The following is a 24,243-nucleotide window of genomic DNA, read 5'->3' on the forward strand; positions in this document are numbered from 1 at the left end:
CCGATCATGAGCGCGCCGTCACCGATTGCCGGAAAGCCTGCGATTCCACGGACCGTGTGGGCGCTGGGGCTCGTGAGCCTCTTCATGGACCTGTCGTCCGAGCTGATCCATGCGCTGTTGCCGATCTATCTGGTGTCGACGATGGGCATGAGCGTCGCCGCGCTCGGCGTTCTCGAGGGGGCGGCCGAAGCGACGGCGATGATCGTCAAGGTGTTCTCCGGCGCGATCAGCGACTGGCTCGGGCGCCGCAAGGGGCTGCTGCTGCTCGGCTATGGGCTCGCGGCATTGACCAAGCCGTTGTTTCCGCTGGCGTCGACGCCGGCCGTCGTCGTGACGGCCCGTCTGCTCGACCGTGTCGGCAAGGGGATTCGCGGCGCGCCGCGCGACGCGCTGGTGGCCGACGTCGCGCCGCCCGAAATCCGCGGCGCGTGCTTTGGCCTGCGTCAGTCGATGGACACCGTGGGCGCGATTCTCGGCCCGATGCTCGCGATCGTGCTGATGCTGTGGTTTGGCGATCACCTTCGCACCGTGCTGTGGTTTGCCGTCGTGCCGGCCTTCGTCGCGATCGCATTGATCGTCTTCGGTGTGCGGGAGCCCGAGCAGTCGAAACCCGGCCGGCATTTTCTCTCGCCGCTGCGCTGGAGCGCCCTGTGCGAGTTTTCCCGTAGCTACTGGTTCGTCGTCGCGGCTGGCGCGACATTTACGCTTGCGCGTTTCAGCGAGGCGTTCCTGGTGTTGCGTGCGCAGCAGACCGGGCTCGACGCGGCGTGGATTCCGGCCGTGATGGTCGCGATGAGCGTCACCTATTCGCTGTCGGCGTGGCCGGTCGGCATCCTGTCGGACCGGCTCGATCGACGCGCGCTGCTCGCGGCCGGCATGGTGCTGCTGATCGCGGCCGACCTGCTGCTCGGCATCGGCACGTCGACGATCTCGATGTTTGCCGGCGTGGCGGTGTGGGGGCTGCACATGGGCTTCACGCAGGGCATCCTCGCCGCGATGGTGTCGGAAACGGCGCCGGCCGCGCTGCGCGGCACCGCGTTCGGTGTGTTCAACCTGGTGAGCGGCATCTGCATGCTGCTCGCGAGCAGCATCGCCGGCGCGCTGTGGATGCGTTTCGGCGCGTCCGCCACGTTTCTCGCGGGCGCGGCGCTGGTCGTGGTGCCGCTGTGCCTGTGCCGGTTCATGCCGCGACCCGGGACGCCGCGCGCGTGACGCGGCGCATGCCGGTTTAGCCGACGTCCTTCGCACGGGCGTCGCGCTGACGACCGGGCACGACCGTATCCGAATCCGGCATGCGTCGCGGCCCATCGGCCACCCGTCCGGTCCGCCGGGAAAAGCTCGCTCACCCGCCTTCTCCGCATCGTGCGCGCCGCGCCGCTTTCGGATTTGAAAGCGTGCCCGGCGTTTGCGATAGAATGCGCCCCCTGTTCGCCGTGGCCATGCCCACGGAAGGGCACCGGCACCCGAAACGGTGCGCCGCGTGGCGGAACATCGACGCCATTGCAATGCCGGCGATCGACCTGCCGTTGGAAACACAAGTTCTGTAATCTGGATTGCTAATGAAGAAGCACAACATCACCAGGTCCATCGTCATCGCGATGGTGCTTGGCATTGCCGTGGGCTACGCCTGTCATGGCGCGTTTCCCGATCCGAAAATGGCCAAGGAAGTCGCGGGCTACGTGTCGCTGCTGTCCGACGTGTTCCTGCGGCTGATCAAGATGATCATCGCGCCGCTGGTGTTCGCGACGCTGACGGTCGGCATCGCGCAGATGGGCGACAGCGGCTCGGTCGGCCGCGTGGGCGTGACGGCGTTCGGCTGGTTCTTCATCGCGTCGTTCACGTCGCTGGTGCTCGGCCTCGTGACCGCGACGATCTTGAAGCCGGGCAGCCACCTGAGCCTGCCGTTGCCGGCCGCCGACGCGGCGCTGAACCTGAAGACGGGCGCATTCACGCTGAAGGACTTCGTCGTCCACCTCGTGCCGAAATCGATCGCCGAGGCGATGGCGAACAACGAGATCCTGCAGATCGTCGTGTTCTCGATCTTCTTCGGCACCGCGCTGTCGGCGCTCGGCGACGCAGGCAAGCGCCTGACCGGCGTGATCGACGATCTCGCGCAGGTCATGCTCAAGGTGACGGGCGCGGTGATGGGATTCGCGCCGGTTGCCGTGTTCGCCGCGCTGGCATCGACGATCACGACGGAAGGTCTCGGCATCCTGCTCACGTTCGCGAAGTTCATGGCGAGCTTCTACCTGGCGCTCGCGCTGCTATGGGGCGTGCTGACGCTGGCCGGCGTCGCGTTCCTGGGCAAGCGTGCGTTCACGCTGATTCGCCTGATTCGCGAGCCGTTCCTGCTGTCGTTCGCGACGGCGAGCTCCGAAGCCGCGTACCCGAAACTGCTCGACGCGCTCGACCGGTTCGGCGTCAATCGCAAGATTTCGAGCTTCGTGCTGCCGATCGGCTACTCGTTCAATCTCGACGGCTCGATGATGTACTGCACGTTCGCGGTGCTGTTCATCTCGCAGGTGTACGGGATCGACCTGCCGCTCGGCACGCAGATCACGATGCTGCTGATGCTGATGGTCACGTCGAAGGGAATGGCGGGCGTGCCGCGTGCGTCGCTCGTCGTGATCGCGGCGACGCTCAACCAGTTCCATCTGCCGGAAGCCGGGCTGTTGCTGATCATGGGCGTCGACATGTTCCTCGACATGGGCCGCTCGGCCACCAACGCCGTCGGCAACTCGATCGCGGCGGCCGTGGTCGCGAAGTGGGAAGGCCAACTGGGCGATTCGCGCGACGACGCGGATTCGGACGGCGGCGCCGAAATCAAGCAAGTACAAGTGCGGGAGACGGCGACGTCCGCATGATTCTCCGGCTGTAAATGATGTGTGCCGGCCCGGATTTTATATGGATTCGGGCCGGCGCGATATCTGACAGCGGTCATTCCTCGGGTCGTTCTTGCCCGCATCCGGCGATTTTTCCGTTTCGCCGAAAATCCACTCCGCCATTCTCGATACGCCGCATTCCAGGTCGCGGCGATATTCCCGCCATCGAAAGCCGTGCTATTTCCGATTGCTCGCGCGCGAGCGCGTAAGTGGTCGTTCACACTCGCGCAGTCGCGCGCCCTGCGTGCCCGAGCAGTTCGCAATTTCTTTCGATTTATATGACGTTATTCTCGGCGTTGCCGATTATCGAATGCACGCGCGATGTAATACCGACTGCATCGGCGGATCGAGCGGAACTATTTACGCATTGCCGATTTTCAAACCGCCCGGTTGCCCGTCATGTGAAAGACTCCACCATTCAGGAGAGCATCAGCCATGGTCGCCAGAAAACCGATTCAGGCCGTGCTGCTTGCCTGCGCGATCGCCGCGATCGCGCCGGCCGGAAACGCGGGTAATACCACCGACTGGATCGCGAATACGTACGGCACGCTCGCTGCGCACGTCGGCAACGTCGCGCGCTCGATGTGGGTCGCGCCCGAAGGCGTGATCTACACCGCGTCGATGTGGGACGAGGACGAGGGCGGCGTCGCGATCTACCAGAACGGCAAGAGCGCCGGCTCGATCGGCACTCATTCCGAGTTCCAGGGCAGCGCGATCACGGGCAATGCGACGTCGCTGTTCGTCGCGCTGCAACCCGGCAACGGATACGGCAGCGGCGCGGTCGGGCGCTACAACCGCGCCACGCGGTTTCGCGACAAGCTCATTCAGGTCACCGCGGCGACCAACCAGCCACGCGTCGACGTCGTCACCGGGCTCGCGACGGCCGGCTCGCTGCTCTATGCGAGCGATTTCTACGGCAATCGCGTGCGGGTGTTCACGACCGACGGCGTGTGGCAGCGCGACATCGGCGTGTCGGCGCCCGGCGCGCTCGCGCTCGACGGTGCGGGGAACATCTGGGTCGCGCAGAAGCGCGCGGGCTCGGTCGTCGAATTCAGTCCGGCCGGCGCGCTGCTGAACACGATCCGCCTCCCCGCCGGCGCGCAGCCTTCCGCGCTCTATTTCGATGCGGCGGCGGGGCAGCTGATGATCGGCGACGAAGGCCCCGACATGAACATCAAGCGCTATTCCGTTTCGGGCAGGCCCGCGCTGGCCGGCACGTTCGGCGTGCCGGGCGGCTATCTCGACACGACGACGGGCATCAAGGGGCAGGTCGGCGCGCAGCGCTTCACGCGCATCGTCGGCATCGGCAAGGACACGGCCGGCAACCTGTATGTGCTCAACAACCCGTGGGGCGGCAGCTGGGATCTCGGCCGCAACGGCGCGACCGACATTCACGCGTACAGCAGCGCGGGCAGCCTGCGATGGACGTTGCAGTCGCTCAACTTCGAAGGCATCGCCGCACCCGATCCTGTTACCGACGGCGCGTTGTTCTACAGCGGCACGCACGTCTACGGCGGCACCGCGGGCGGCACGTTCGTCGCGAACACCGTCGATCCGTTCACGTATCCATCGGACCCGCGCATCGACATGAGCGACACCCAGCGCGACGAGCACTTCGGGATCCTGACGTCCGTTGGCGCGAACCGGATCCTCGTTGCGGCGGGGCAGAATCCGCCGGTCTACTACTTCTTCCACTTCAACGCGGCCAACGGCTATGTCGCGATTCCCGACGGATCGATCCCCGGGCCCGCGTTCAACACGACCCGGCGCGTGTCGGCCGGCTTCAGCCTCGACGGCAAGGGCGGCGTCTGGGCCGGCCTCGACAAGACCGGCGCCATTTATCACTATCCGCTGACCGGTTTCGACGCGAGCGGCAAGCCGTCGTGGGGGCCGGGCGTGCCGACGCCGGTGCCGGCCAGCATTCAGCCGCTCACGCGCATCGTCTATCTCGCCGACAGCGACACGATGGTGCTCGCGCAGGGTGTGGTCGGTAGTACCGACTGGACGTCGATCGGCACGCGCATCGAGGTGTATCACGGCTGGAGCGCCGGCAACGCGACGAAGCCGAACCCGGTGATCACGCTGCCGCACGGCGGCGCGAAGTCGATCGATGCGGCGGGCAACCACTTGTTCGTCGGCTACTGGTTCAGCAGCAGCGGGCCGTTGTGGCCGAACATCGATGCGTTCAATCTCGACACGGGTAATCTCGACACGACGCTCGTCAACGCGAGCCCAGCGACCGTGGATACCAGCAGCGCGATCGATGCGATGTACAGCGTGCGCGCGTACCGGCGCTCGAACGGCGAATACGTCGTGACGAAGAACAACGTGAAGGGGAACAGCATCACCGTTTATCGATGGACGCCGTGACCGCGACGCATCGAATGTGACGATGACACCACGATGGCTGTCATCGAAACGCCTTTGCTGTAACGATGTGTAATAAGCCGGCTCCGCAACGGAGCCGGTCATCCGCTTGACATTGGGCGGCGATGTAATGCCCGCACGTCGGCGATCGCCGACGCAACGCACTCGATCGATTGGCACAGGCCCTCGCCGTCGCGCGATACGGGCAGACGCGCCAGGATCATGTCGGACACCTCACACGATCATCGCCCCACCGGTATAGAGGATTCCTATGAGAAATAGCCAGGTCAAGCGCGCGCTCCGGCTCGGAGCCGTCATGTCGGCCGTGCTGCTTGTGTCGCATGCGCGTGCGGACGGCTTCAACGCCGCCGATGCAGCGCGTGTGCCGAGCGGTCAGTTCGTCACGCCGCTCGCCGTGCGTGGCGCGGTCCAGCAGTTCCTGAATCCCGGGCTGCCGGCCTATCCGCATTTCGTCGCGGGCGAAGCCGTGCGCTCGCAGTTGAGCCCGGACGGCAAGACGCTCGCGATCATCACCGCCGGCCAGAACTCGCTGTACAAGCCGGACGGGTCGGTCGACACCGCAGCCTCGACGCAATTCATCTTCCTGTACGACGTCGCGGGCGCGAACACGACGCGCCCGGTGCTCAGGCAGGTGCTGCAGCAGACCAACGCGTTCGTCGGCCTGGCGTTTTCGCACGACGGCAGCAAGCTCTATGCGACCGGCGGCAGCGACGATGCGGTGTACGTCTATGCGCAGCAGGGCGGCACGTGGGCGCTGTCGACGACGATCGCGCTCGGCCATGCAGGCAAGGGCGTCGGCATCCGCGTGCAGCCGAACGCGGCCGGCCTCGCGCTGTCGGCCGACGGCAAGACGCTCGTCGTCGCGAACAACTACAACGATTCGATCAGCGTGATCGATACCGCGACCAACAACGTGCGTTACGAGCACGACCTGCGTCCGTTCTTCTCCGGCAACGAAGGACGCAGCGGCGACGCCGGCGGCACGTTCCCGTTCGCGGTCGTGATGAAGGGCAATGGAATCGCTTACGTGTCGTCGGATCGCGATCGCGAGATCGTCGCGATCGACGTGTCGTCGCCGTCTCGCGGCCGGCTGGTCAAGCGTATCAAGCTGGACGGCAACGCGCTCGGCATGACGCTCGACGCGTCGCAATCGCGATTGTTCGTCGCGCAAGACAATGCCGACCAGGTCGCGGTGATCGACACGAACGCCAACGCGATCGTGACCCGGATCGACGCACGCGCGCCGGCCGGCGTGCTCGCGCATGGCCAGGCGCACACGGGCGCGGCGACGTACGCGGTCACGCTGTCGCGCGATGGCCGCACGCTGTATGCGACCAATGCGGGCGCGAACGAAATCGCCGTCATTCCGCTCGTCGGCGCGCGCGCGTATCGTGTCACCGGCCTGATTCCGACCGCGTTCGAACCGCACGACGTGACGTTCAGCGCCGACGGCACGTGGATGTACGTGGTGAATGGCAAGAGCACGACCGGCCCGAACCCCGGCCACCTGTTCGGCGCGACGCCCGCGCAGGCCGCCGCGTCGCGCGCGTCGAACGAATACCAGTTCCAGCTCGAGCGCGCGTCGCTCGTGAGCGCGCCGGTGCCGGCGGCCAGCGAACTGCCCGCGCTCACGCAGCAGGCCGCGCGCAACAACTTCTATCGCCCGGAAGACAACGACCGGGACAACGAGGTGATGGGCTTCCTGCGCCGTCACATCAAGCATGTGATCTACGTCGTCAAGGAAAACCGCACGTTCGACCAGGTGCTCGGCGACATCGGCAACGGCGCCGACGCGGATCCGAAGCTCGCGCAGTTCGGTCGCAACATCACGCCGAACCTCCATCGTCTGGCGAGCCAGTTCGTGACGCTCGACAACTTCATGAACCCGGGCGACGGCAGCATGGACGGCTGGTCGTGGGCGCTGCAGGGGCGCGTCACCAACACGGAGACGATCACGCAGCAGATCAACTACGCGGCGGTCAATCGCGGCCTGTCGTACGAGAGCGAAGGGACGAACCGCAACGTGCCGGTCAACTGGGAGTCGGTGCAGCAACGCGATGCGGCGGCCGGGCCGGCCGGCACCGCGAACTACAGCAACGCGGCCGCCAGCCTGCCGGGCGGCGCGGCGAACCTGCTGCCCGGCACCGGCAACCATGCGTCGTCCGATGCGCCGTTCGGCCGCCAGCGCGGCTATATCTTCGACGCGGTGCTGGCCGGCGGCGGCACCGTGCGCAACTACGGCTTCCTCGTGAACAACATCGGCAGCATCGGCACGGCGGCGAACCCGATCATGGATCCGCGCGCGGCGGGCGTCGTGCAGGTCGCCGCGCTCGACCCGCGGCTGGCGTCGATGACGGACGTGTATTTCCGCGGTTTCGACCAGACGTATCCGGACCAGTGGCGCCTCAACGAGTGGAAGCGCGAGTTCGACCAGTACGTCGCGAGCGGCAACCTGCCGACGCTGTCGCTGGTGCGCCTGTCGCACGATCACATGGGTGCGTTCGGCACGGCGTTCGCCGGCGTGAACACGCCGGAGACGCAGCAGGCCGACAACGATCTCGCGGTCGGCCGGCTGGTCGAGGCCGTCGCGAAGAGTCCGTATGCGAACGACACGCTGATCGTCGTGACCGAGGACGACGTGCAGGACGGCCCCGACCACGTGGATTCGCATCGCGGGCCGGCATATATCGTCGGGCCGTACGTGAAGCAGGGCGCGGTGATCCGGACGCGCTACAGCCAGGTCAATGCATTGCGCACCATCGAGGACGTGCTCGGCACGCAGCACATGAACCTGAATACCGCGTACCAGCGGCCGATGACCGACGTGTTCGACGTGCACGGCTCCGCGTCGTGGACCTACACGGCCGTCGCGTCGACGGCGCTGAAGGGCACGGGGTTGCGGCTGGCCGAAGGCGCGGGCGAGAACCTGCTGCAATACGCGGCCGGGCCGGACGTCACGCCGAAGCATGACGCGGCGTACTGGGCGAAGGTGACGGCGAAGTTCGACTTCGACGATGCCGACGAGGTGCCGGCCGATCAGTTCAACCGCGTGTTGTGGAAAGGGATGATGGGCGCGCAGCCGTATCCGAAGCTCCGGGGCGTGACGCAAAAGGTGGCGAGCCGCGACGACGATTGATCGGCCGTCTGTTTTGGACGCGGGCGCTCCTGGCACGAGCGCCCGTGTTTTTTTGCAAGGCGAGCGGCGGCGGCCGTCGACATGGGCGGGGGCCGCCGCACTCCGCAACGGCAGGCCGCAATGCGAAACTTCAGGCGCGCCACATCAGCGTCGCACTGGTTTCCGTTTCCGCGACGAGCCGAAACCCGAGCCGCTCGTAGAGGCGCCGCGCCGGGTTACCGTGCAGCACGCTGAGCGACACGGGCACGTGCTCGCGTGCGGCTTCGAGCAGCAGCGCGCGCAGCACGGCTTCGCCGATGCCCTGGCCTTGCCGGGACGGGAGGATCTGGATCTGGTGAACGTGCCATTCGTCGGCGGCGCGCGTGACCTTCAGCAAACCGATTGCATCGGCATCTGCGCCTTCGGCGACGATCATCGCATCGTCGAAGTTCGCGCGAATGCGCTGGTCGTGCGCTGCATCGTCGGTGGGCGCGCCGACGCGTTGCAGATGCTCGGTCATCGTGAGCCGGCGCAGCGTCAGCAGAAACGGGAGGTCGGTGGCGCACGCAGGGCGCAGGCAAATGGCAGGGGGCATGGTCGGGGAGCGTTCACGCGCGGATTCCGTGGCTCGAAGCGAATGATCCACGAACGCGGCATGTCGGTCAAAGCCCGGGCAAGTGGATCGGCCACGCGGTCTCGGTGGCACGCCGCGCAAACGCGAACCGCGCCCGGGCGCGTTGCGGCGACGGCGAATCTGGGCGGCGACTTCCCCGGCCGCCATGCGGCATCCGCATACCGGGCGTGAGGCAAGGATTCCGCGACAGGCCGGACGCGGGCATGCCATGGGCGAGGACCGACCGAGGGAAACAGCACGCTCCACCGGCGCGCCGTTGCCGGGCTGGCATTCATCTACGGCTCTTTGTAAAGAAGCCACGACGGCATGATCGAACGGCGCGCGCCTGGCCGACAGGCGCGCGCCGTCACATTCAAATCCGCCCCATCAACACCAGTATCACGACGATGACGACGATCAGCCCGACGGAGCCCGATGGCCAGTAGCCCCAGCTTCGGCTGTGCGGCCATGCCGGAAATGCGCCGATGAGCAGCAGAATCAGAACGATGATAAGGATCGTACCGAGCATCGCATCCCTCCTGAACGTGGTGACATGACGTGGCTCCTGCCGCAATTCGCGTGCCGCGACGGCCAGCCGGTCGAAAGCCGGCACAAGCGCGCTGTATGAATACGTGCAATTCACACGATGAATGCCCGCCGATTCAGAAAATAAATTTCAAAAATGCATCCCCGGCCGCTATGCTGGGCCTTCGATTTCCCTCGGGCGGGCATGCAATGGCAGAACTGTTTCTGGTGCGGCATGGGCAGGCGTCGTTCGGCACGGACGACTACGACCGGCTGTCCGCGGCCGGCGACCAGCAGGGCGTCTGGCTCGGCGAATACTTCGCGCGGCAGGGCCTGACGTTCGACCGCGTGATCTGCGGCACGATGAACCGGCATGCGCAGACGGTCGATGCGATCCTGCGCGGCCTGGGCGCCGAAGGCGCGCGGGTCGACCGTCATCCCGGCCTGAACGAATACGACTTCCACGGGCTGTTCGCGGCTGCGGCGAGCGACTATCCGGAGATCGCGCGGCTCGCGGCCGGCTCGATGAAGGAACACTTTCGCGCGCTGCGGCAGGTGCTCTACCTGTGGGCCGACGACAAGCTGGGCGACACCGCGCCCGAAACCTGGACGCATTTCCAGCAGCGCGTCGCCGACGCCCGCGCCGCGATCCGGGAGGGCGGCGGTCAGCGCGTGCTCGCGGTGAGCTCCGGCGGCCCGATTGCGGTGACGGTGCAGCAGGTGCTCGCCGCACCGTCGTCGAGCGCGATCGCGCTGAACCTGCAGATCCGCAACAGCAGTCTTTCGCAGTTTTTCTTCAACGCCGAAGCGTTCCACCTCGCGTCGTTCAACGGCATCCCGCATCTCGAGGATCCGGAACGCCACACGTGGCGCACCTACGGCTGACCCAACGAACGATCGCGACGATGACGAATCCTTCCCAGCCCCTCGACGTAGCTCGCCTCACGCGCTATCTGGAAGCGCATGTGCCGGGTTTCGAAGGCCCGCTCGACATGGAGAAGTTTGCCGGCGGCCAGTCGAATCCGACCTTCCTGCTGCACGCGAAGAGCGGCCGCTACGTGTTGCGCCGCCAGCCGCCCGGCGAACTGCTGAAATCCGCGCACGCGGTCGATCGCGAATTCCGCGTGCTGAGCGCGCTGTCGGGCACCGCGGTGCCGGTCGCGCATCCGTATCACCTGTGCGAAGACCGCGACGTGATCGGCAGCCTCTTCTACGTGATGAGTTTCGAAGACGGGCGAATCTTCTGGGATCCGGCACTGCCGGAGTTGCCGAAGGCCGATCGCGCACTCTGCTACGACGCGCTGCTGCGCACGATGGCCGCGCTGCACGACGTGGACGTCGACGCAGTCGGCCTCGCCGACTACGGCCGCCCCGGCAACTACTTCGAGCGTCAGATCGGCGTGTGGACGAAGCAGTATCGCGCGGCGGAAACGGAACGCCTCGACGCGATGGAGACGCTGATCGACTGGCTGCCGAAGGCGTGCCCGGAGGACACGGGCCGAGCCGCGCTCGTGCACGGCGATTTCCGCATCGACAACCTGATGTTCGCGCGCGACGACTATCGCGTGCAGGCCGTGCTCGACTGGGAGCTGTCGACGCTCGGCAACCCGCTCGCCGATCTCGCGTATTTCTGCATGTGCCTGCGGTTGCCGTCGGGCGGTCAGGTGCGCGGGCTCGCCGGCCAGGATCGCGAGGTACTTGGCATTCCCAATGAAGCGGCGATCGTCGCGCGCTATTGTGAACTGCGCGGGATCGAGCCGATCCGCGACTGGCATTTCTATCTCGCGTTCAGTTTCTTCCGGCTCGCGGCGATCGCGCAGGGCGTGAAGGCGCGCGCGCTGCAGGGCAACGCGTCGAGCGAGCAGGCGCTGCGCGTGGGCGCGATGGCCGGCCGGCTGGCCGAGTTGGCCGTCGACGTGATCGGCGCGCATCGCTGACGTCACCGACATCGCCGCGCGGCGGCACGACAACACAAGACATCAATGGAGGAGCACAGCAACATGGCAACGAATCTGTTCGACCTGACGGGCAAGATCGCGCTGGTGACGGGCGCGAGCCGCGGCATCGGCGAGGAAATCGCGAAGCTGCTCGCGCAGCAGGGCGCGCACGTGATCGTGTCGAGCCGCAAACTCGACGACTGCCAGGCGGTCGCGGACGCGATCGTCGCGGCGGGCGGCCGCGCCGAAGCGCTGGCATGCCACGTCGGGCGGATGGAGGACATCGCCGCGACGTTCGAGACGATCCGCGGCAAGCATGGCCGGCTCGACATTCTCGTGAACAACGCGGCCGCGAATCCGTATTTCGGGCACATCCTCGATACCGATCTCGCCGCGTATGAAAAGACCGTCGACGTGAACATCCGTGGTTACTTCTTCATGTCGGTCGAGGCCGGCAAGATGATGAAGGCACAGGGCGGCGGCGCGATCGTCAACACGGCGTCGGTGAACGCGCTGCAGCCGGGCGACCGCCAGGGCATCTACTCGATCACGAAGGCCGCGGTCGTCAACATGACGAAGGCGTTCGCGAAGGAATGCGGGCCGTTCGGCATCCGCGTGAACGCGCTGCTGCCGGGCCTCACGAAGACGAAGTTCGCGGGCGCGCTGTTCGCCGATCAGGACATCTACGAAACCTGGATGGCAAAGATTCCGCTGCGCCGCCACGCGGAGCCGCGCGAGATGGCCGGCACCGTGCTGTATCTCGTGTCGGACGCGGCGAGCTACACGAACGGCGAATGCATCGTCGTCGACGGCGGCCTGACGATCTGAGCGCGCGATGAAACTCGACAGCTACGCCGGGCAGGCCGTGATGATCACCGGCGCCGCAAGCGGCTTCGGCGCGCTGCTCGCGAGCGAGCTGGCCGCGATGGGCGCGCGGCTCGCGCTCGGCGACCTGAACGAAGCGGCGCTCGAACGCGTGGCCGCGCCGCTGCGCGCGGCCGGCGCCGACGTGATCGCGCAGCGCTGCGACGTGCGCATCGAAGCGGACGTCGCGGCGCTGGTGCAGGCGGCGGTCGAGCGCTTCGGGCGGCTCGACGTCGGCATCAACAATGCGGGCATCGCGCCGCCGCTGAAGGCGCTGATCGATACCGAGGAAGCCGATCTCGACCTGAGCTTCGCGGTCAACGCGAAAGGCGTGTTCTTCGGAATGAAGCATCAGATTCGCCAGATGCTCGCGCAGCGTGAGGGCGTGATCCTGAACGTCGCGTCGATGGCCGGGCTCGGCGGCGCGCCGAAGCTCGCCGCCTACGCGGCGTCGAAACACGCGGTGGTCGGGCTCACGAAGACGGCCGCGCTCGAATACGCGCGGCACGGCATTCGCGTGAATGCGGTGTGCCCGTTCTACAGCACGACGCCGATGGTCACCGACAGCGACATCGGCGATCGCCAGGATTTTCTCGCGCAGGGATCGCCGATGAAACGGCTCGGCCGCCCCGAGGAAATCGTCGCGACGATGCTGACGCTGTGCGCGAAGGAAAACACCTATCTGACCGGGCAGGCCGTCGCCGTCGACGGCGGCGTCTCGGCCTTCTGAACGGAACGAACGGAAAACCGGAATCTCGAGGAGTCTATCATGGACTTTGGCTACACCCCGAAAGTGGAAGAACTGCGCGAGCGCGTGCGTGCATTCATGGACGCGCATATCGTGCCGCGCATCCGTCAGTGGAACGAGGAAGTGCATGCGGGGCAGTATCCCGTGTCGTTCATGGAGGAGCTGAAGGAGCGCGCGAAGGCCGAAGGGCTGTGGAACCTGTTCCTGCCGCACCTGAAGGCTGACGAGCCGGGCACGGCCCTGACCAACCTCGAATACGCGCCGCTCGCCGAGATCATGGGGCGCGTGAGCTGGGCGTCGGAGGTGTTCAACTGCAACGCACCGGATACCGGCAACATGGAGTTGCTGCACATGTTTGCGACGCCCGAGCAGCGCGAACAGTGGCTGCTGCCGCTGTTGCGCGGCGAGATCCGTTCGGCGTTCGCGATGACGGAGCCTGACGTGGCGTCGTCGGACGCGACCAACATCACGACGCGCATCGAGCGTGCGGGCGACGAATACGTGATCAACGGCCGCAAGTGGTTCATCACGAACGCCGCGCATCCGAATTGCCGGATCTTCATCGTGATGGGCAAGACCGATCCGCAAGCGGAATCGCACCAGCAACAGAGCATGATCCTCGTGCCGCGCGACACGCCGGGCGTGACGGTCGTGCGCAACATCACGGTGGTCAATCATCACGCGCCCGAAGGGCACTGCGAGATCACGTTCGACAACGTGCGCGTGCCGGCGCGCAACCTGCTCGGCGAAGAAGGCAGCGGCTTCGCGCTTGCGCAGGCGCGCCTCGGGCCGGGCCGCATTCATCACTGCATGCGTTCGATCGGCGCGGCCGAGCTCGCACTGGAACTGATGATCGACCGCGCGCAGTCGCGCGAAGCGTTCGGCAAGCCGTTGAACCGGCACGGCACGATCGGCGAATGGATCGCGCGCTCGCGCATCGAGATCGATCAGGCGCGCCTGCTCGTGCTGAAGGCCGCATGGATGATCGACAAGGTCGGTGCGAAGGCGGCGCGCAAGGAAATCTCGATGATCAAGGCGCTCGTGCCGACCGTGTACACGGACGTGTGCGACCGCGCGATGCAGGTGTTCGGCGCGATGGGTCTGAGCCCCGACACGCCGCTCGCCGACCTGTGGACCTGGGGCCGCGCGCTGCGCTTCGCCGACGGCCCGGACGAGGTGCACCTGCAGGCGATCGCGCGCATGGAGATCAAGGACGCCGTGCGCGGCTCGACCGAGCCGTACCTGACGCGGCCGCCGCGCGGCTGAGCGGTGCTCCGCGCGCGAACGCGACGTGGGCGAACCGCAGACGCACGCCGTATTAAGATGCCGGCAAGGAGATCCGGCGATGCGTCTTTCGAAGATTGATCTGAACCTGTTCGTCGTATTCGAGGCGATCTACAACAAGCGCAACCTGACGCGGGCGGCCGAGGTGCTGAACCTCACGCAGCCGGCCGTCAGCAATGCGCTGGCGCGGCTGCGCAAGACGCTCAACGACCCGCTGTTCGTCAGCACGCCGGCCGGGATGATGCCGACGCCGATGGCCGAGAACATCGTCGGCCGCGTGCGTGAGGCGCTGCAACTGCTCGATTCGAGCGCGCACGAAGGCGATGTGTTCGATCCCGCTTCGTCCGAGCGCGTGTTTCGGCTCAGCATGAGCGACCTGACCGAGGCGCTGCTGCTGCCCGCGCTCGGCGAACTGCTGCAGACGCATGCGCCCGGCATGCACGTGCGCAGCTACACGATGGACCGCCGCGAAGTGGCGACCGCGCTCGCGAACGGCTCCGTCGACATCGCGATCGACGCGCCGCTGATCGGCGATCCGCACCTGCACCAGGCGCTGCTCGTGCGAGACCGCTACGCGTGCATGATCCGCGACGACCACCCGTTCAAGGGCGACACGCTGACCATGGACGACTACCTGTCGATGGGCCACATCCACGTGTCGAGCCGCCGCAAGGGCAGCGGGCACGTCGATGCGGAGCTGACGCGGCTCGGGCTGCGCCGCAACATCCAGATGCGCGTGCAGCACTACATGGTCGCGCCGCTGATCGCGATGCGCGGCGATCTTGCGCTGACGGCGCCGCTGCGGCTGCTGCAGCGCTACCCGGCGCGGATTCTCGAACTGCCGTTCGAGATGCCGGCGCTCGAATACTTCTGCTACTGGCATCGCAGCGCCGATCAGGATCAGGGCAGCCGCTGGCTGCGTGAGCAGTTGATGACGCTGATGGGCGGGATGGGTTAGGCGCCGCGATGCGACGAGCCAAGCGCGCCGGGCGCCGCGCGTCGGCCGGCGCGTGCTTCGCTCAATACGAATCGTCGTCGAAGCGGGTCGATGCCGGCCACCGCTTCATGTCCTTCAGCCAACCCTTGACGTTGTCCGGATCCTCGAACTCGCGCAGCGCGACGGTCAGATCCTGGTTGGCGCGCTGCGTGCCTGCAATGTCGCGCGCGAGCATGCGCAAGACCGTATCGGGCGCGACCTTGGTGGACGACGCGATGCCGTAGGTCCGCCGGAAATCGTTCTCCACGTGCCGGATCTCCTGATCGAGCTCACGCAGTTGTTCCTCGAGGATGCCGTTGTAGCGCGTGAGACGCGCTTCGCTGAGGCCGTCGATCGTGCGTCTGTCGATCTGTTCGATCTCCAGTTGCAGTTCCAGCAACTGCAGCAGGTTGCCCTTCTCGTACGCGCGGTTGACCTGCTGCATCAGTGCCGTCTTGCGCTGTTGTTCGCCGGGATCGGTTTCTCGATCGGGATGCAGCGCGCTCGCGAGCTTGCGATAGATCTCGCGGATCGACTTGTTCGATTCGGCTTGCTCGGCCTCGATCCTGGCCTGCGCGGCCGACTGCTTCGGCGATTTCCTGCGCTTCGCGCGCTGGGCCTCGCGCGCCGCGTGAGCGGCCATGTCGCGCTCGAACTGCGCGCCGAGTTCGGCCTGCATCCGCTCGGCGAGTTCGTCGGGCGACAACGAGTCGAGATCCGCCGGCCCCTCCGGGTCGTGCTGCTTCGGGGCGGGTTCGGCCGTTGCGCTGCCGACGTGCGCGGACTCGGCGTGCCGGTCGTAGATGGCCTTCAACGCCGCGTCGTCGCTGACGTGCAGCACGTCGCGCGCCATATCGGCGATGAGGTCGGACAGCGTGCGCTGTTCGGCCTTGCTCAAGCCTTTTCGCAGGAACGTGTCGTCGAGCAGATGAATCAGCCTGATCCGCAGCGCCGTCGCTTCCTGTTCGAGCGGCAACAGCCCGTCGACGAATTTCTTCTGGAACGCCGGCATGACGGCTTCCCACGCGCGCAGCCGTTCGCGCCGCTTTTCGATGTGCTCGACAAGCGTATTGAACGTCTTCTGGGCTTTCGACAGGCTGGCTGTCTCGTGACCGGGCGCGATGGCGACCGCGGCACCGCGACGTGCGGTCATGATGAATGTCCTCCGGCCGCGGCGGGAGGCGCGGCAGGCCGGTATTTTACGTGGTCGGCGGCGAGACGGTCGGCACCGGAAGCCGTGCACGTCGCGCGGCAAGCTCAGAACAATTGCCCCTGCCCCGAAATCACGCGTTCGAAATCGTCGCGCAGGAACGGCAGGATCGCATCGGCGACGGGCTGCAACTGACGGCTCACGTAAAACGCGTAGTCGATCGGCGAGCGCATCGTCTCGAGCGGCTCGGGGCCGGCCGTCGTCATCACGTAGCTGATCCAGCCGCCGCGCTGGTACTGCAGCGGCCGGCCGCGCGCGTGGTTGAATTCGTCCGCGATTCGCGCGGCGCGCACGTGCGGCGGCACGTTGCGCTGGTATTCGCTCAACGGCCGGCGCACGCGCTTGCGATAGACGAGCTGCGCGTCGTATTCGCCGGCGAGCGTGCGGCGCACGTAGTCGCGAATGAAGTCCTGATACGGTTCGCGCTTGAACACGCGCCGGTAGAGTTCGCGCTGGAAGGCCTGCGCGAGCGGCGTCCAGTCGGTGCGCACCGTTTCGAGCCCCTTGAATACGAGGTCCTCGCCGCCGTCCGCCGCGCGCGCGAGGCCCGCATAGCGCTTCTTGCTGCCTTCCTCCGCGCCGCGCACGGTCGGCATCAGGAAGCGCCGGTAGTGCCGCTCGTACTGCAGCTCGAGCGCGCTTTCCAGCCCGAAGCGGTCGCGCAGGTGCGCGTGCCACCAGCGGTTCACGTGGTCGACGAGCGCGCGACCCTTGGCGGCGGCTGCATCGTCGTCGTGCTCGCGGCCGAGCCAGACGAAGGTCGAATCGGTATCGCCGTAGATGACTTCGTAGCCCTGCGCCTCGATCAGCTCGCGCGTGCGATGCATGATCTCGTGGCCGCGCATCGTGATCGACGACGCGAGGCGCGGGTCGAAGAAGCGGCAGCCGGTCGAGCCGAGCACGCCGTAGAACGAGTTCATGATGATCTTCAGCGCCTGCGACAGCGGCGCGTTGCGCTGGCGTTTCGCTTCGTCGCGGCCTTCCGACACGCGCCGCACGATGTCGGGCAGGCAATGCGCGGTACGCGAGAAACGCGCGCCGAGGAAGCCGGGCACCGACGTGTCGTCGCCCGGATGCGCGAGCCCCTCGATCAACCCGACCGGATCGATCAGGAACGTTCGGATGATCGACGGATAAAGGCTCTTGTAGTCGAACACGAGCACCGAATCGTACAGGCCGGGCCGCGAATCCATCACGAAGCCGCCGGGGCTGTTCTGGCCCGTCACGTCACCGAGGTTCGGCGCGACGTAGCCGAGCCGGTGCATGCGCGGCAAGTACAGGTGCGTGAACGCGGCAACCGAGCCGCCGGTGCGATCGGCCGCGAGGCCCGTGACGGTCGCGCGTTCGAGCGCGAACGACAGCAGGTCGGCCTTCTCGAAGATGCGCGTGACGAGTTCGCAGTCCTTCAGGTTGTAGTGCGCGAGCGCCGGCTTGTCGTGATCGAAGCGACGCTGGATCTCGTCCATTCGCTGATACGGATTGTCGATCGACTTGCCTTCGCCGAGCAGCGACTGCGACACGTATTCGAGGCTGAATGACGGGAACGTCCACGTCGCCGATTTCAGCATGTCGATGCCGTCGAGAATCAGGCGGCCGGCCGCGCCCGCGAAGAAATGGTCGGGTTGCTGCCCGTGCGCGCGCCATTCGAGCACGCTGCCGCCGCGGCCGAGCTTCAGCGGCACGCCGTATTGTTCCGCGTGCGCGTGCAGGATGCGCAGGTCGAACTGCACGAGATTCCAGCCGATCACCGCATCGGGATCGTGTTCGGCGAACCAGTCGTTGATGCGCGCGAGGATCTCGGCCCGGCTGTCGCAGTAGTCGAGGCGGAAGTCGATGGCCGGGGCGTCGCCGTTCGGCGGGCCGAGCATGTAGACCTGCCGCTGTCCGCAGCCTTCGAGCGCGATCGAATAGAGTTCGCCGTGAACGCTCGTTTCGATGTCGAGCGACACGCAGCGCAGCGTCGGCCGATAGTCGGTCGCCGGTTTCAGTTCGGCGTCGGTCAGCGTGCCGTCGCGGCCGGCCGTGCCGCGAAACAGCACGGGGGCGGTAATGAAGCGCTCCATCGCGTAGCGGTCGGGCGGCTGCACGTCGGCTTCGTAGACGTCGACGCCGGCCGCGGCGAGGCGTTTCTGGAGTCCGGACAGATGGCGGTAGCGGCGGCAGTAGAGGCCGGCAACCGCGCGCTGGCGGAAGTCGCGCAATGCGAGCGGGCGAAGTTGCGCATCGCGTTCGCCGGCGAGCGCGCGTTCGGCGAGCGCCTGCTGCTCGACCGGCACGAACGCGACGGCTTCCTGCGGGCGCAGCCGCACGTGGCGCGGACCGCGTTCGGTCGCCAGCCAGAACTCGATCTCGATGCCGGACGCGGTGTCCCGCCAGTGGCGGGTGAGGATGAAACCCTGCTCGAACTCCGTCAAAACGCTTGCTCGTCGTGGATGCCCAGGCGGCGGATTTTAGCGCCTCTCGCGCGGTTTCCGCCGAAGGGCGAATCGGTGGCATGAGGTGGCAGGAGAACGCCGCGCGATCCGCCACGCCGCGCATCGGCGGCGTGACGCAGCCGGCGTCGCGCGCAGAGCGGATGACGCATGTGTCACGTATTCGTCTGCCGAACGTTCGGCGCCGATGCGGCATTCAAGCCGGCATCGGCGCGAAATTCCACTTCAGGTGTTCCGCTCGCCGTGGCCGCTGATACAGATAGCCCTGCGCATACTGAATCCCGACCGCATGCAGCGCGCGGTGCTGCTCTTCGGTCTCCACGCCCTCGGCAATGATCTTCAGCCCGTAGTGGTGGGCGACCGCCGCGATCCCTTCGATCAGTTTCGCGTTGCCCGTCGTGAGCTGCGAGATGAACTGTCGGTCGATCTTCACGTAGTCGAACGGAAAGCGCGACAGCATGTCGAGGTTGCTGTGATGGGTGCCGAAGTCGTCGATCGCGAACTTCGCGCCTTTCGCGCGCAATGTGGCGAACATCTCGGTGGTGCGCGGATTCTTCTCGAGCAGGATGCGCTCGGTCACTTCGAGCACCAGCGTGCAGCCCGGCGGAAGCCGGCCGATCGTGTCCTCGATGACGGACACGAAGCGCGCGCGTTCAAGATCCTTCGGCGCGACGTTGACCGCGATGCGCAGCGACACCGACGGCGCGAGTGCGGTCAGATCCGATACGGCTGTCCGCAGCACGAACTCGGTCAGCTTCGGCAGGACCGCGCTTGACTCGACCTGCGGCACGAACACGGCCGGGCTGATGGCTCCCCATTTCGGATGGTGCCAGCGCAGCAACGCCTCGACGCCGACGGTCGTGCGCGTTTCGATGTCGATGATCGGCTGGTAGACGACGTGCAATTCGTTGCGCTTCAGCGCATTGCGAACGGCCTTCAGCAACAGCCGGCGCGGCGCCATCGCGATCAGGTACGCGGCCGCGACTAGGCCGTTGACCAGTAGCGCGATCGTCAGGCAGATGAGCCGGTAGCGCCGATGCACCTGCCAGACGTAGGGTTCGGCCGAGGTGACGGAGACCGTGAACGGCCACGCTTTCGACGCGATCTTGCTGCCCGTTGCCGGTGGCGCGCCGCGTGGCGCCATGAACGCGCCGTACTGATCGATGCTTCCCGCGCCGTCGATCGACAGCGTGGCCGTCTCCGCGCCGAAGCGGGTTCCGTGCGCGAGCATGTCGGCCACATAGTCGCCTTCGACCAGATACAGGACGCCCGAGCCGGGCGCGGTTGCGCGAAACGCCGCCAGCACCGGAACCTGATGCTGAAACGGCGTTTGCCGAAGCAGCGTGATGGCCGTCATCCCCGGCGCCGGCGCGTGAATGTATGCATCGAGCGGGACGTCGATCGCGCCCAGCGCCGACGAGCAGGTGACACGACCGCCGTTCGCGAGCGCGACAGCGCGAAGATAGCGCAGGTGAGTGCCTACTTCGGCGAGTGTCCGGAAGATCGTCGTGCAGGGCTGCCGGACCAGCGCATTCAATTCGTCCGGGTGCCGCGAGCGAATCCCGTCGAGGATGCGGTCGACCGATATCACGATGTCGTTCGCGACGTCGCTTTCGTGCCGCGCAATCGCGTCGCGCGCCAGGCGCCCGGCCACGACGAGCGCCAGCACGAACACGAGGATGCAGACGATCAGCGCAACCGGGAAGACGATGCGCGGCCACGCGCCGCTGCGCTGGAACGCGGGCTTCGGGCGCGGTGCGGGCACGGACGGTCCTCGGGTCGTACTTGTTGTTTTGCGCATGTGAATGCAGGTCGAACCGGTCGGTGAATTCGTACGAGGCATTCGCCGTGCCTGGCCGGGGCACCGCGGCTCGCGCCGATATCGGGACGCAAATCGATTCTACGCTTGCGAAACCGACGAAGCGGCATCGCGGCGGGCGCGCGGATGGAATTCTTCATAACATACATTGCCGATGCATGTATATCGGTGTCGCAACCCAAAAAAAACCCGGCCGCATCGATGTGCGGCCGGGACTTAAGACACCGTCTCTTGGCACGAGGATGGTGCGCGGCAAGTATAAGGTGTGTCACACCGGATTACGAAATAATGCTGTTCAAAAAATCGCGAAATATCGAGATTGATGCTCGACGGGAAATATTTGCGTCGCGCGTCACTTCCGGCCGCCGAGCTTCAGAAGTCGTTGCGCATCTTGTGGAGCAGGTCGCGGGGCGATTGATGCGTGTCCACGGCGGTGAGGACGTCGGTCAGGAACCACGGCAGGTTCAGCTGCGTATCGGAATCGCCGACGCAGATCCGGATCGGCGGGGCCTTCGACGCCGCGCGGGAGCCGGGCGCCGTGCCAGCGGACGTGGACGACGGCACGCAGTTTCGTGCTGGCTGCGCAACCGGTGCGGCGGTGTTGTCCGCGGCCGGGCCGGCGACCGCCGGCACGCTGACGGCAGCAAGCAGGACCAGCAGGGCAAAAGGAGCGGCGCGTTTCATGTGATTCTCCGGCGATGCACGTTCGACATCGTCTGCGGCCCCGAGTTCGGCACGCCGTCGAGGCCCCGCATGCGCGACGACACGGGCATCTCCGGCGCGGTCGAACGCGGCGCATGAGTGGTCTCGCACACCGGATCGATCGCTCAAACGTCAAGAATCGTTTGGATCGCCCCTCACACCCTTGCGATGGCGAATGCGCTCAATTATCGTGCCGCCACGACGGCGCCGATTACGGCGCGTCAAGCCAGTTCGCAAGGAGCATTCGTCATTACCGCATTGAATCGTCGCACGCATATTCGTGCCTTTCTCGTCGCATCGGTCGCGTATCTCAACCTGTCGCAGGCCGCGTCGGCGGCGTATACGGAATCGTGGATGAGCGATCACGACGTCAAGGAGTACGCACAACAGGTCAAGCATTCGCCCGTGGCGGCGCATGCCGCAGCGCCCGTGAAGCCTGAGCGGCAACCCGCCTCTTCGACGTCGAATGCGCGGGCCGCGGCGCAGGCCGATGCGAAACCCGTGTCGAAGCCGCACGCGGCGGCCGGGAAGACCGGCAAGGTCGAGCACGCGGCCGGTGTCGATCCGAAGACACCCGTCGTCGCAAAGACGAAGGTCGCGCGGACAGCGCACCAAAGCGCGACCATCAAGCATTGACGTTGCACGCGGGCCGGCGTGCATCGATCCGTCGCCCGCGCGCCATGACAACCGAAACATTCGATCACCACGGAGAACCATCATGTCGCTGATGGGCCGCCTGCTGTCACGCGGCGTGCAGAACGGCACGTCGAGAAGGCGCGTGATCGTGCGTGTGTGGCTCGACGAGCACGGGCGAGTCCGCGATCTGAAGGTCAGGCGCAGTTGCGGCGACGCCGCGCTCGACGAGAAGGCGCTTCACGCGATTGCGGTGATGCGCTTCCCCGGCGGTCACCTCGGCTCCGGCGGGAAATCGGCGAAGCGCTGGCACGATCTCGATTACCCGGTCGACTGACGGTGCGTCACGAATACCCGTAACAGCGCTTCAATCCCGCGTAATCGTAGAAGTGGCTCCCCGCGGCGATCTTCGCACCGTCGCACGATGCCTGGAAGTCCGTCTCGCGCTCGTTGTACAGCATCTTCACGATGATCCGCGAGCCGTTCCGGTACACGTCCCATTGCATGTTCGCGGCCATCGGCGACACCTGATCGCCGCGCCACGGGTTGTTCGCATACGTGTAGGTCTGCGCCTGCGGCGTCGGCACGAACACGTTCTTCAGGTTCATGATCGACGCGAACGGGATCACGATTTCCGCATGCGTGAAGCGCAGCTTCGCGGCACGCGTGAGGTCGCCGCGCGCGATCGCGTCGACCTCGCTGAAGAAGTCGTCCTGCAGCACCTTCGCCATCCGGTACGTGACCGGATTTGCTTCCTGGATGCCGGGCCCTTTCTGGTAATAATCCTCCGCATCTTGCAGATAGGCGAGCGTTTGCGCCTGCTCCGCGCCGATGTATTTCTCCATCGTGACGCCACCCGTCTCGGCCGTCATCGCGGGCGCGACCTGCAGCAGGTTGTACAGCACGTTCACCGCATCGACGGTCGACGCGATCTTCGTCTTGCCGTCGCCCTTCAGCGTATTGGTGAACTTGCCGTCCGGCGACGTGAACGCGTAGGTCCCCGTGTTCGCGAACGTATAGCCGTCCGTGCCGAGCTTCGCGATGAACGCTTGCGACACCAGCGCGGCCAGCACCGTTTGCGCGACATCCGCGACTTGCGGCGCGGCCTTGATCGTCTTCAGCTTGTCCGCGACTGCCGTATCGTTCGAATAGGCCTGGTAAGCCTGGCTGGCCTGGTAGGTCGCGTAATACGGATCGGCTGTATCGGTGACGAGATCGGTGGCCGGCTTCAGCGCATGGGAATACAGCAGGAAGCGGTTGGTGCCGGCGGGCTGCGCGACCGGCGCGCTCGCCGGATAGCCGGACGGCGCGGCCGGCAGCGTGATCGCGGCGGCGAGTGCCGGCTGCGCGGCGACGAGCGCGGCCGAGAAGTAGGTCGAACTGTCGACCGCGCGGTCCTGCCCCGAGTTGACGACGACGATCTGCCGGCCACCCGACGCGAACAGTGCCGGCAACCGTTGCGCGAGCCGCGCGGCGAGTTGCTGATGTTCGCGGATGCCGGTTTGCGTGAGATTGCCGTAGCCGGGCGTCGAAATTCCCTGCACGCCGTAGCCGAGCAGCGCGTTGGCCTTCATCATCGTGTACGTGTCGGCCTTCAACTGCGCGCCGAGCGCGGTCAGTGCGCCGTCGGCTTCGGCCTTCACCAGCATCGCGTAGATCGCACCGTCGTATTTGAAGCCCGACAGTCCGCGCGAGCCGTGCCGCGCGACGAGCTCCGTATACACCGGCGTATAGCCGGCGGGCGGCGCTTCGTAGGTCGCCGCGTCCTGCTGCGGGCGATAGGGCGTCTTCGTCTGGTAGTAGGTCGCGGGCGTCGGTGCCGGCGCGGGTGCCGGTTGCGTGCTGCCGTTGTCTGCCGACGCGGCAGACACGGTCGACGTTTCTTGCCCGCCGCATGCGGTGAGCAGCAGGCAGGCGAAGGCGACGGCGGTAGCGGTGCGGGTAGGGCGTGTCATCGTGGCTTGAAACGGATGGAACGACGCGGCAAGCGCGTCGTCCCGTGTCCGGGCGGGATCGGTCGAGTCCGCAAGTGTTGCAAGCGACTTTGACAGCAGAATGTCAGGATTCGGTCGGGCAATCGTCGGCGTGATGCCGGATCGCGACCGGCCGGCGCGA

Annotated in this window: 19 protein-coding genes; 12 read left to right on the forward strand and 7 right to left on the reverse strand. The window is 66.4% G+C overall.

Annotated features, from left to right (window positions below; translation table 11 throughout):
* Positions 1-6 precede the first annotated feature (6 nt).
* The 4 genes from WS51_RS00370 (at position 7) to WS51_RS00385 (ending at position 8,406) form a co-directional block, all read left to right on the forward strand.
* Positions 7-1,212 (forward strand): MFS transporter, encoded by a 1,206-nt coding sequence (locus tag WS51_RS00370; RefSeq protein WP_069228402.1) that lies wholly within the window; start codon positions 7-9, stop codon positions 1,210-1,212.
* A 347-nt stretch (positions 1,213-1,559) separates the two neighbouring features.
* Positions 1,560-2,864, forward strand: coding sequence for a dicarboxylate/amino acid:cation symporter (locus WS51_RS00375; protein WP_069228403.1), 1,305 nt, complete (start codon positions 1,560-1,562; stop codon positions 2,862-2,864).
* A gap of 453 nt (positions 2,865-3,317) precedes the next feature.
* Positions 3,318-5,252: an SMP-30/gluconolactonase/LRE family protein gene (locus tag WS51_RS00380; protein WP_069228404.1), complete on the forward strand. Its 1,935-nt coding sequence runs from the start codon at positions 3,318-3,320 to the stop codon at positions 5,250-5,252.
* Positions 5,253-5,520: 268 nt separating this feature from the next.
* Positions 5,521-8,406, forward strand: a complete 2,886-nt coding sequence (locus WS51_RS00385) for a beta-propeller fold lactonase family protein (protein ID WP_081333508.1) — start codon at positions 5,521-5,523, stop codon at positions 8,404-8,406.
* A 130-nt stretch (positions 8,407-8,536) separates the two neighbouring features.
* On the opposite strand, the gene WS51_RS00390 is transcribed toward WS51_RS00385, so the two are convergent.
* On the reverse strand, positions 8,537-8,980 hold the full coding sequence (locus WS51_RS00390; RefSeq protein WP_059791147.1) for a GNAT family N-acetyltransferase: 444 nt from the start codon (positions 8,978-8,980) through the stop codon (positions 8,537-8,539).
* Between the two features lie 391 nt (positions 8,981-9,371).
* Entirely contained in the window at positions 9,372-9,527 is a 156-nt protein-coding gene (locus WS51_RS00395; protein ID WP_069226475.1) for a DUF3309 family protein, read from the reverse strand.
* Between the two features lie 206 nt (positions 9,528-9,733).
* Here WS51_RS00395 and WS51_RS00400 point away from each other — a divergent pair, with 206 nt between their 5' ends.
* The 6 genes from WS51_RS00400 to WS51_RS00425 all read left to right on the forward strand — a co-directional run bounded on the left by WS51_RS00400 (position 9,734) and on the right by WS51_RS00425 (position 15,314).
* On the forward strand, positions 9,734-10,408 hold the full coding sequence (locus tag WS51_RS00400; protein ID WP_059768518.1) for a histidine phosphatase family protein: 675 nt from the start codon (positions 9,734-9,736) through the stop codon (positions 10,406-10,408).
* Positions 10,409-10,428: 20 nt separating this feature from the next.
* Positions 10,429-11,460 carry a phosphotransferase gene (locus tag WS51_RS00405; RefSeq protein ID WP_069229090.1) on the forward strand — a complete coding sequence of 344 codons (1,032 nt, stop codon included), beginning with the start codon at positions 10,429-10,431 and terminating at the stop codon, positions 11,458-11,460.
* Between the two features lie 63 nt (positions 11,461-11,523).
* Entirely contained in the window at positions 11,524-12,288 is a 765-nt protein-coding gene (locus WS51_RS00410; RefSeq protein WP_059768543.1) for an SDR family oxidoreductase, read from the forward strand.
* A 7-nt stretch (positions 12,289-12,295) separates the two neighbouring features.
* Positions 12,296-13,054, forward strand: a complete 759-nt coding sequence (locus WS51_RS00415; RefSeq protein ID WP_059508020.1) for an SDR family NAD(P)-dependent oxidoreductase — start codon at positions 12,296-12,298, stop codon at positions 13,052-13,054.
* Between the two features lie 39 nt (positions 13,055-13,093).
* The gene (locus WS51_RS00420; protein ID WP_059768521.1) at positions 13,094-14,338 is read left to right on the forward strand and encodes an acyl-CoA dehydrogenase family protein; all 1,245 of its coding nucleotides are present in this window, start codon (positions 13,094-13,096) and stop codon (positions 14,336-14,338) included.
* A 79-nt stretch (positions 14,339-14,417) separates the two neighbouring features.
* Positions 14,418-15,314, forward strand: coding sequence for a LysR family transcriptional regulator (locus WS51_RS00425; protein ID WP_059508022.1), 897 nt, complete (start codon positions 14,418-14,420; stop codon positions 15,312-15,314).
* 61 nt (positions 15,315-15,375) lie between these two features.
* On the opposite strand, the gene WS51_RS00430 is transcribed toward WS51_RS00425, so the two are convergent.
* From WS51_RS00430 to WS51_RS00445, 4 genes are all read right to left on the reverse strand, one after another.
* Positions 15,376-16,485, reverse strand: a complete 1,110-nt coding sequence (locus WS51_RS00430; protein ID WP_069228405.1) for a J domain-containing protein — start codon at positions 16,483-16,485, stop codon at positions 15,376-15,378.
* A 104-nt stretch (positions 16,486-16,589) separates the two neighbouring features.
* The gene (locus tag WS51_RS00435; RefSeq protein ID WP_069228406.1) at positions 16,590-18,956 is read right to left on the reverse strand and encodes a DNA polymerase II; all 2,367 of its coding nucleotides are present in this window, start codon (positions 18,954-18,956) and stop codon (positions 16,590-16,592) included.
* Positions 18,957-19,170: 214 nt separating this feature from the next.
* On the reverse strand, positions 19,171-20,817 hold the full coding sequence (locus tag WS51_RS00440; RefSeq protein ID WP_081333509.1) for an EAL domain-containing protein: 1,647 nt from the start codon (positions 20,815-20,817) through the stop codon (positions 19,171-19,173).
* Positions 20,818-21,165: 348 nt separating this feature from the next.
* On the reverse strand, positions 21,166-21,477 hold the full coding sequence (locus tag WS51_RS00445) for a hypothetical protein (RefSeq protein WP_069228408.1): 312 nt from the start codon (positions 21,475-21,477) through the stop codon (positions 21,166-21,168).
* A gap of 372 nt (positions 21,478-21,849) precedes the next feature.
* On the opposite strand from WS51_RS00445, the gene WS51_RS00450 reads away from it, so the two are divergent.
* Entirely contained in the window at positions 21,850-22,131 is a 282-nt protein-coding gene (locus WS51_RS00450; RefSeq protein WP_069229091.1) for a transcriptional regulator, read from the forward strand.
* A gap of 82 nt (positions 22,132-22,213) precedes the next feature.
* Positions 22,214-22,465 carry an energy transducer TonB family protein gene (locus WS51_RS00455; protein ID WP_069228409.1) on the forward strand — a complete coding sequence of 84 codons (252 nt, stop codon included), beginning with the start codon at positions 22,214-22,216 and terminating at the stop codon, positions 22,463-22,465.
* Positions 22,466-22,472: 7 nt separating this feature from the next.
* Here WS51_RS00455 and WS51_RS00460 read toward each other — a convergent pair whose 3' ends face one another.
* Entirely contained in the window at positions 22,473-24,083 is a 1,611-nt protein-coding gene (locus WS51_RS00460; protein ID WP_069228410.1) for a histidine-type phosphatase, read from the reverse strand.
* Positions 24,084-24,243 lie beyond the last annotated feature (160 nt).

The organism is Burkholderia territorii (assembly GCF_001718335.1).
GTDB classification, from domain to species: domain Bacteria; phylum Pseudomonadota; class Gammaproteobacteria; order Burkholderiales; family Burkholderiaceae; genus Burkholderia; species Burkholderia territorii.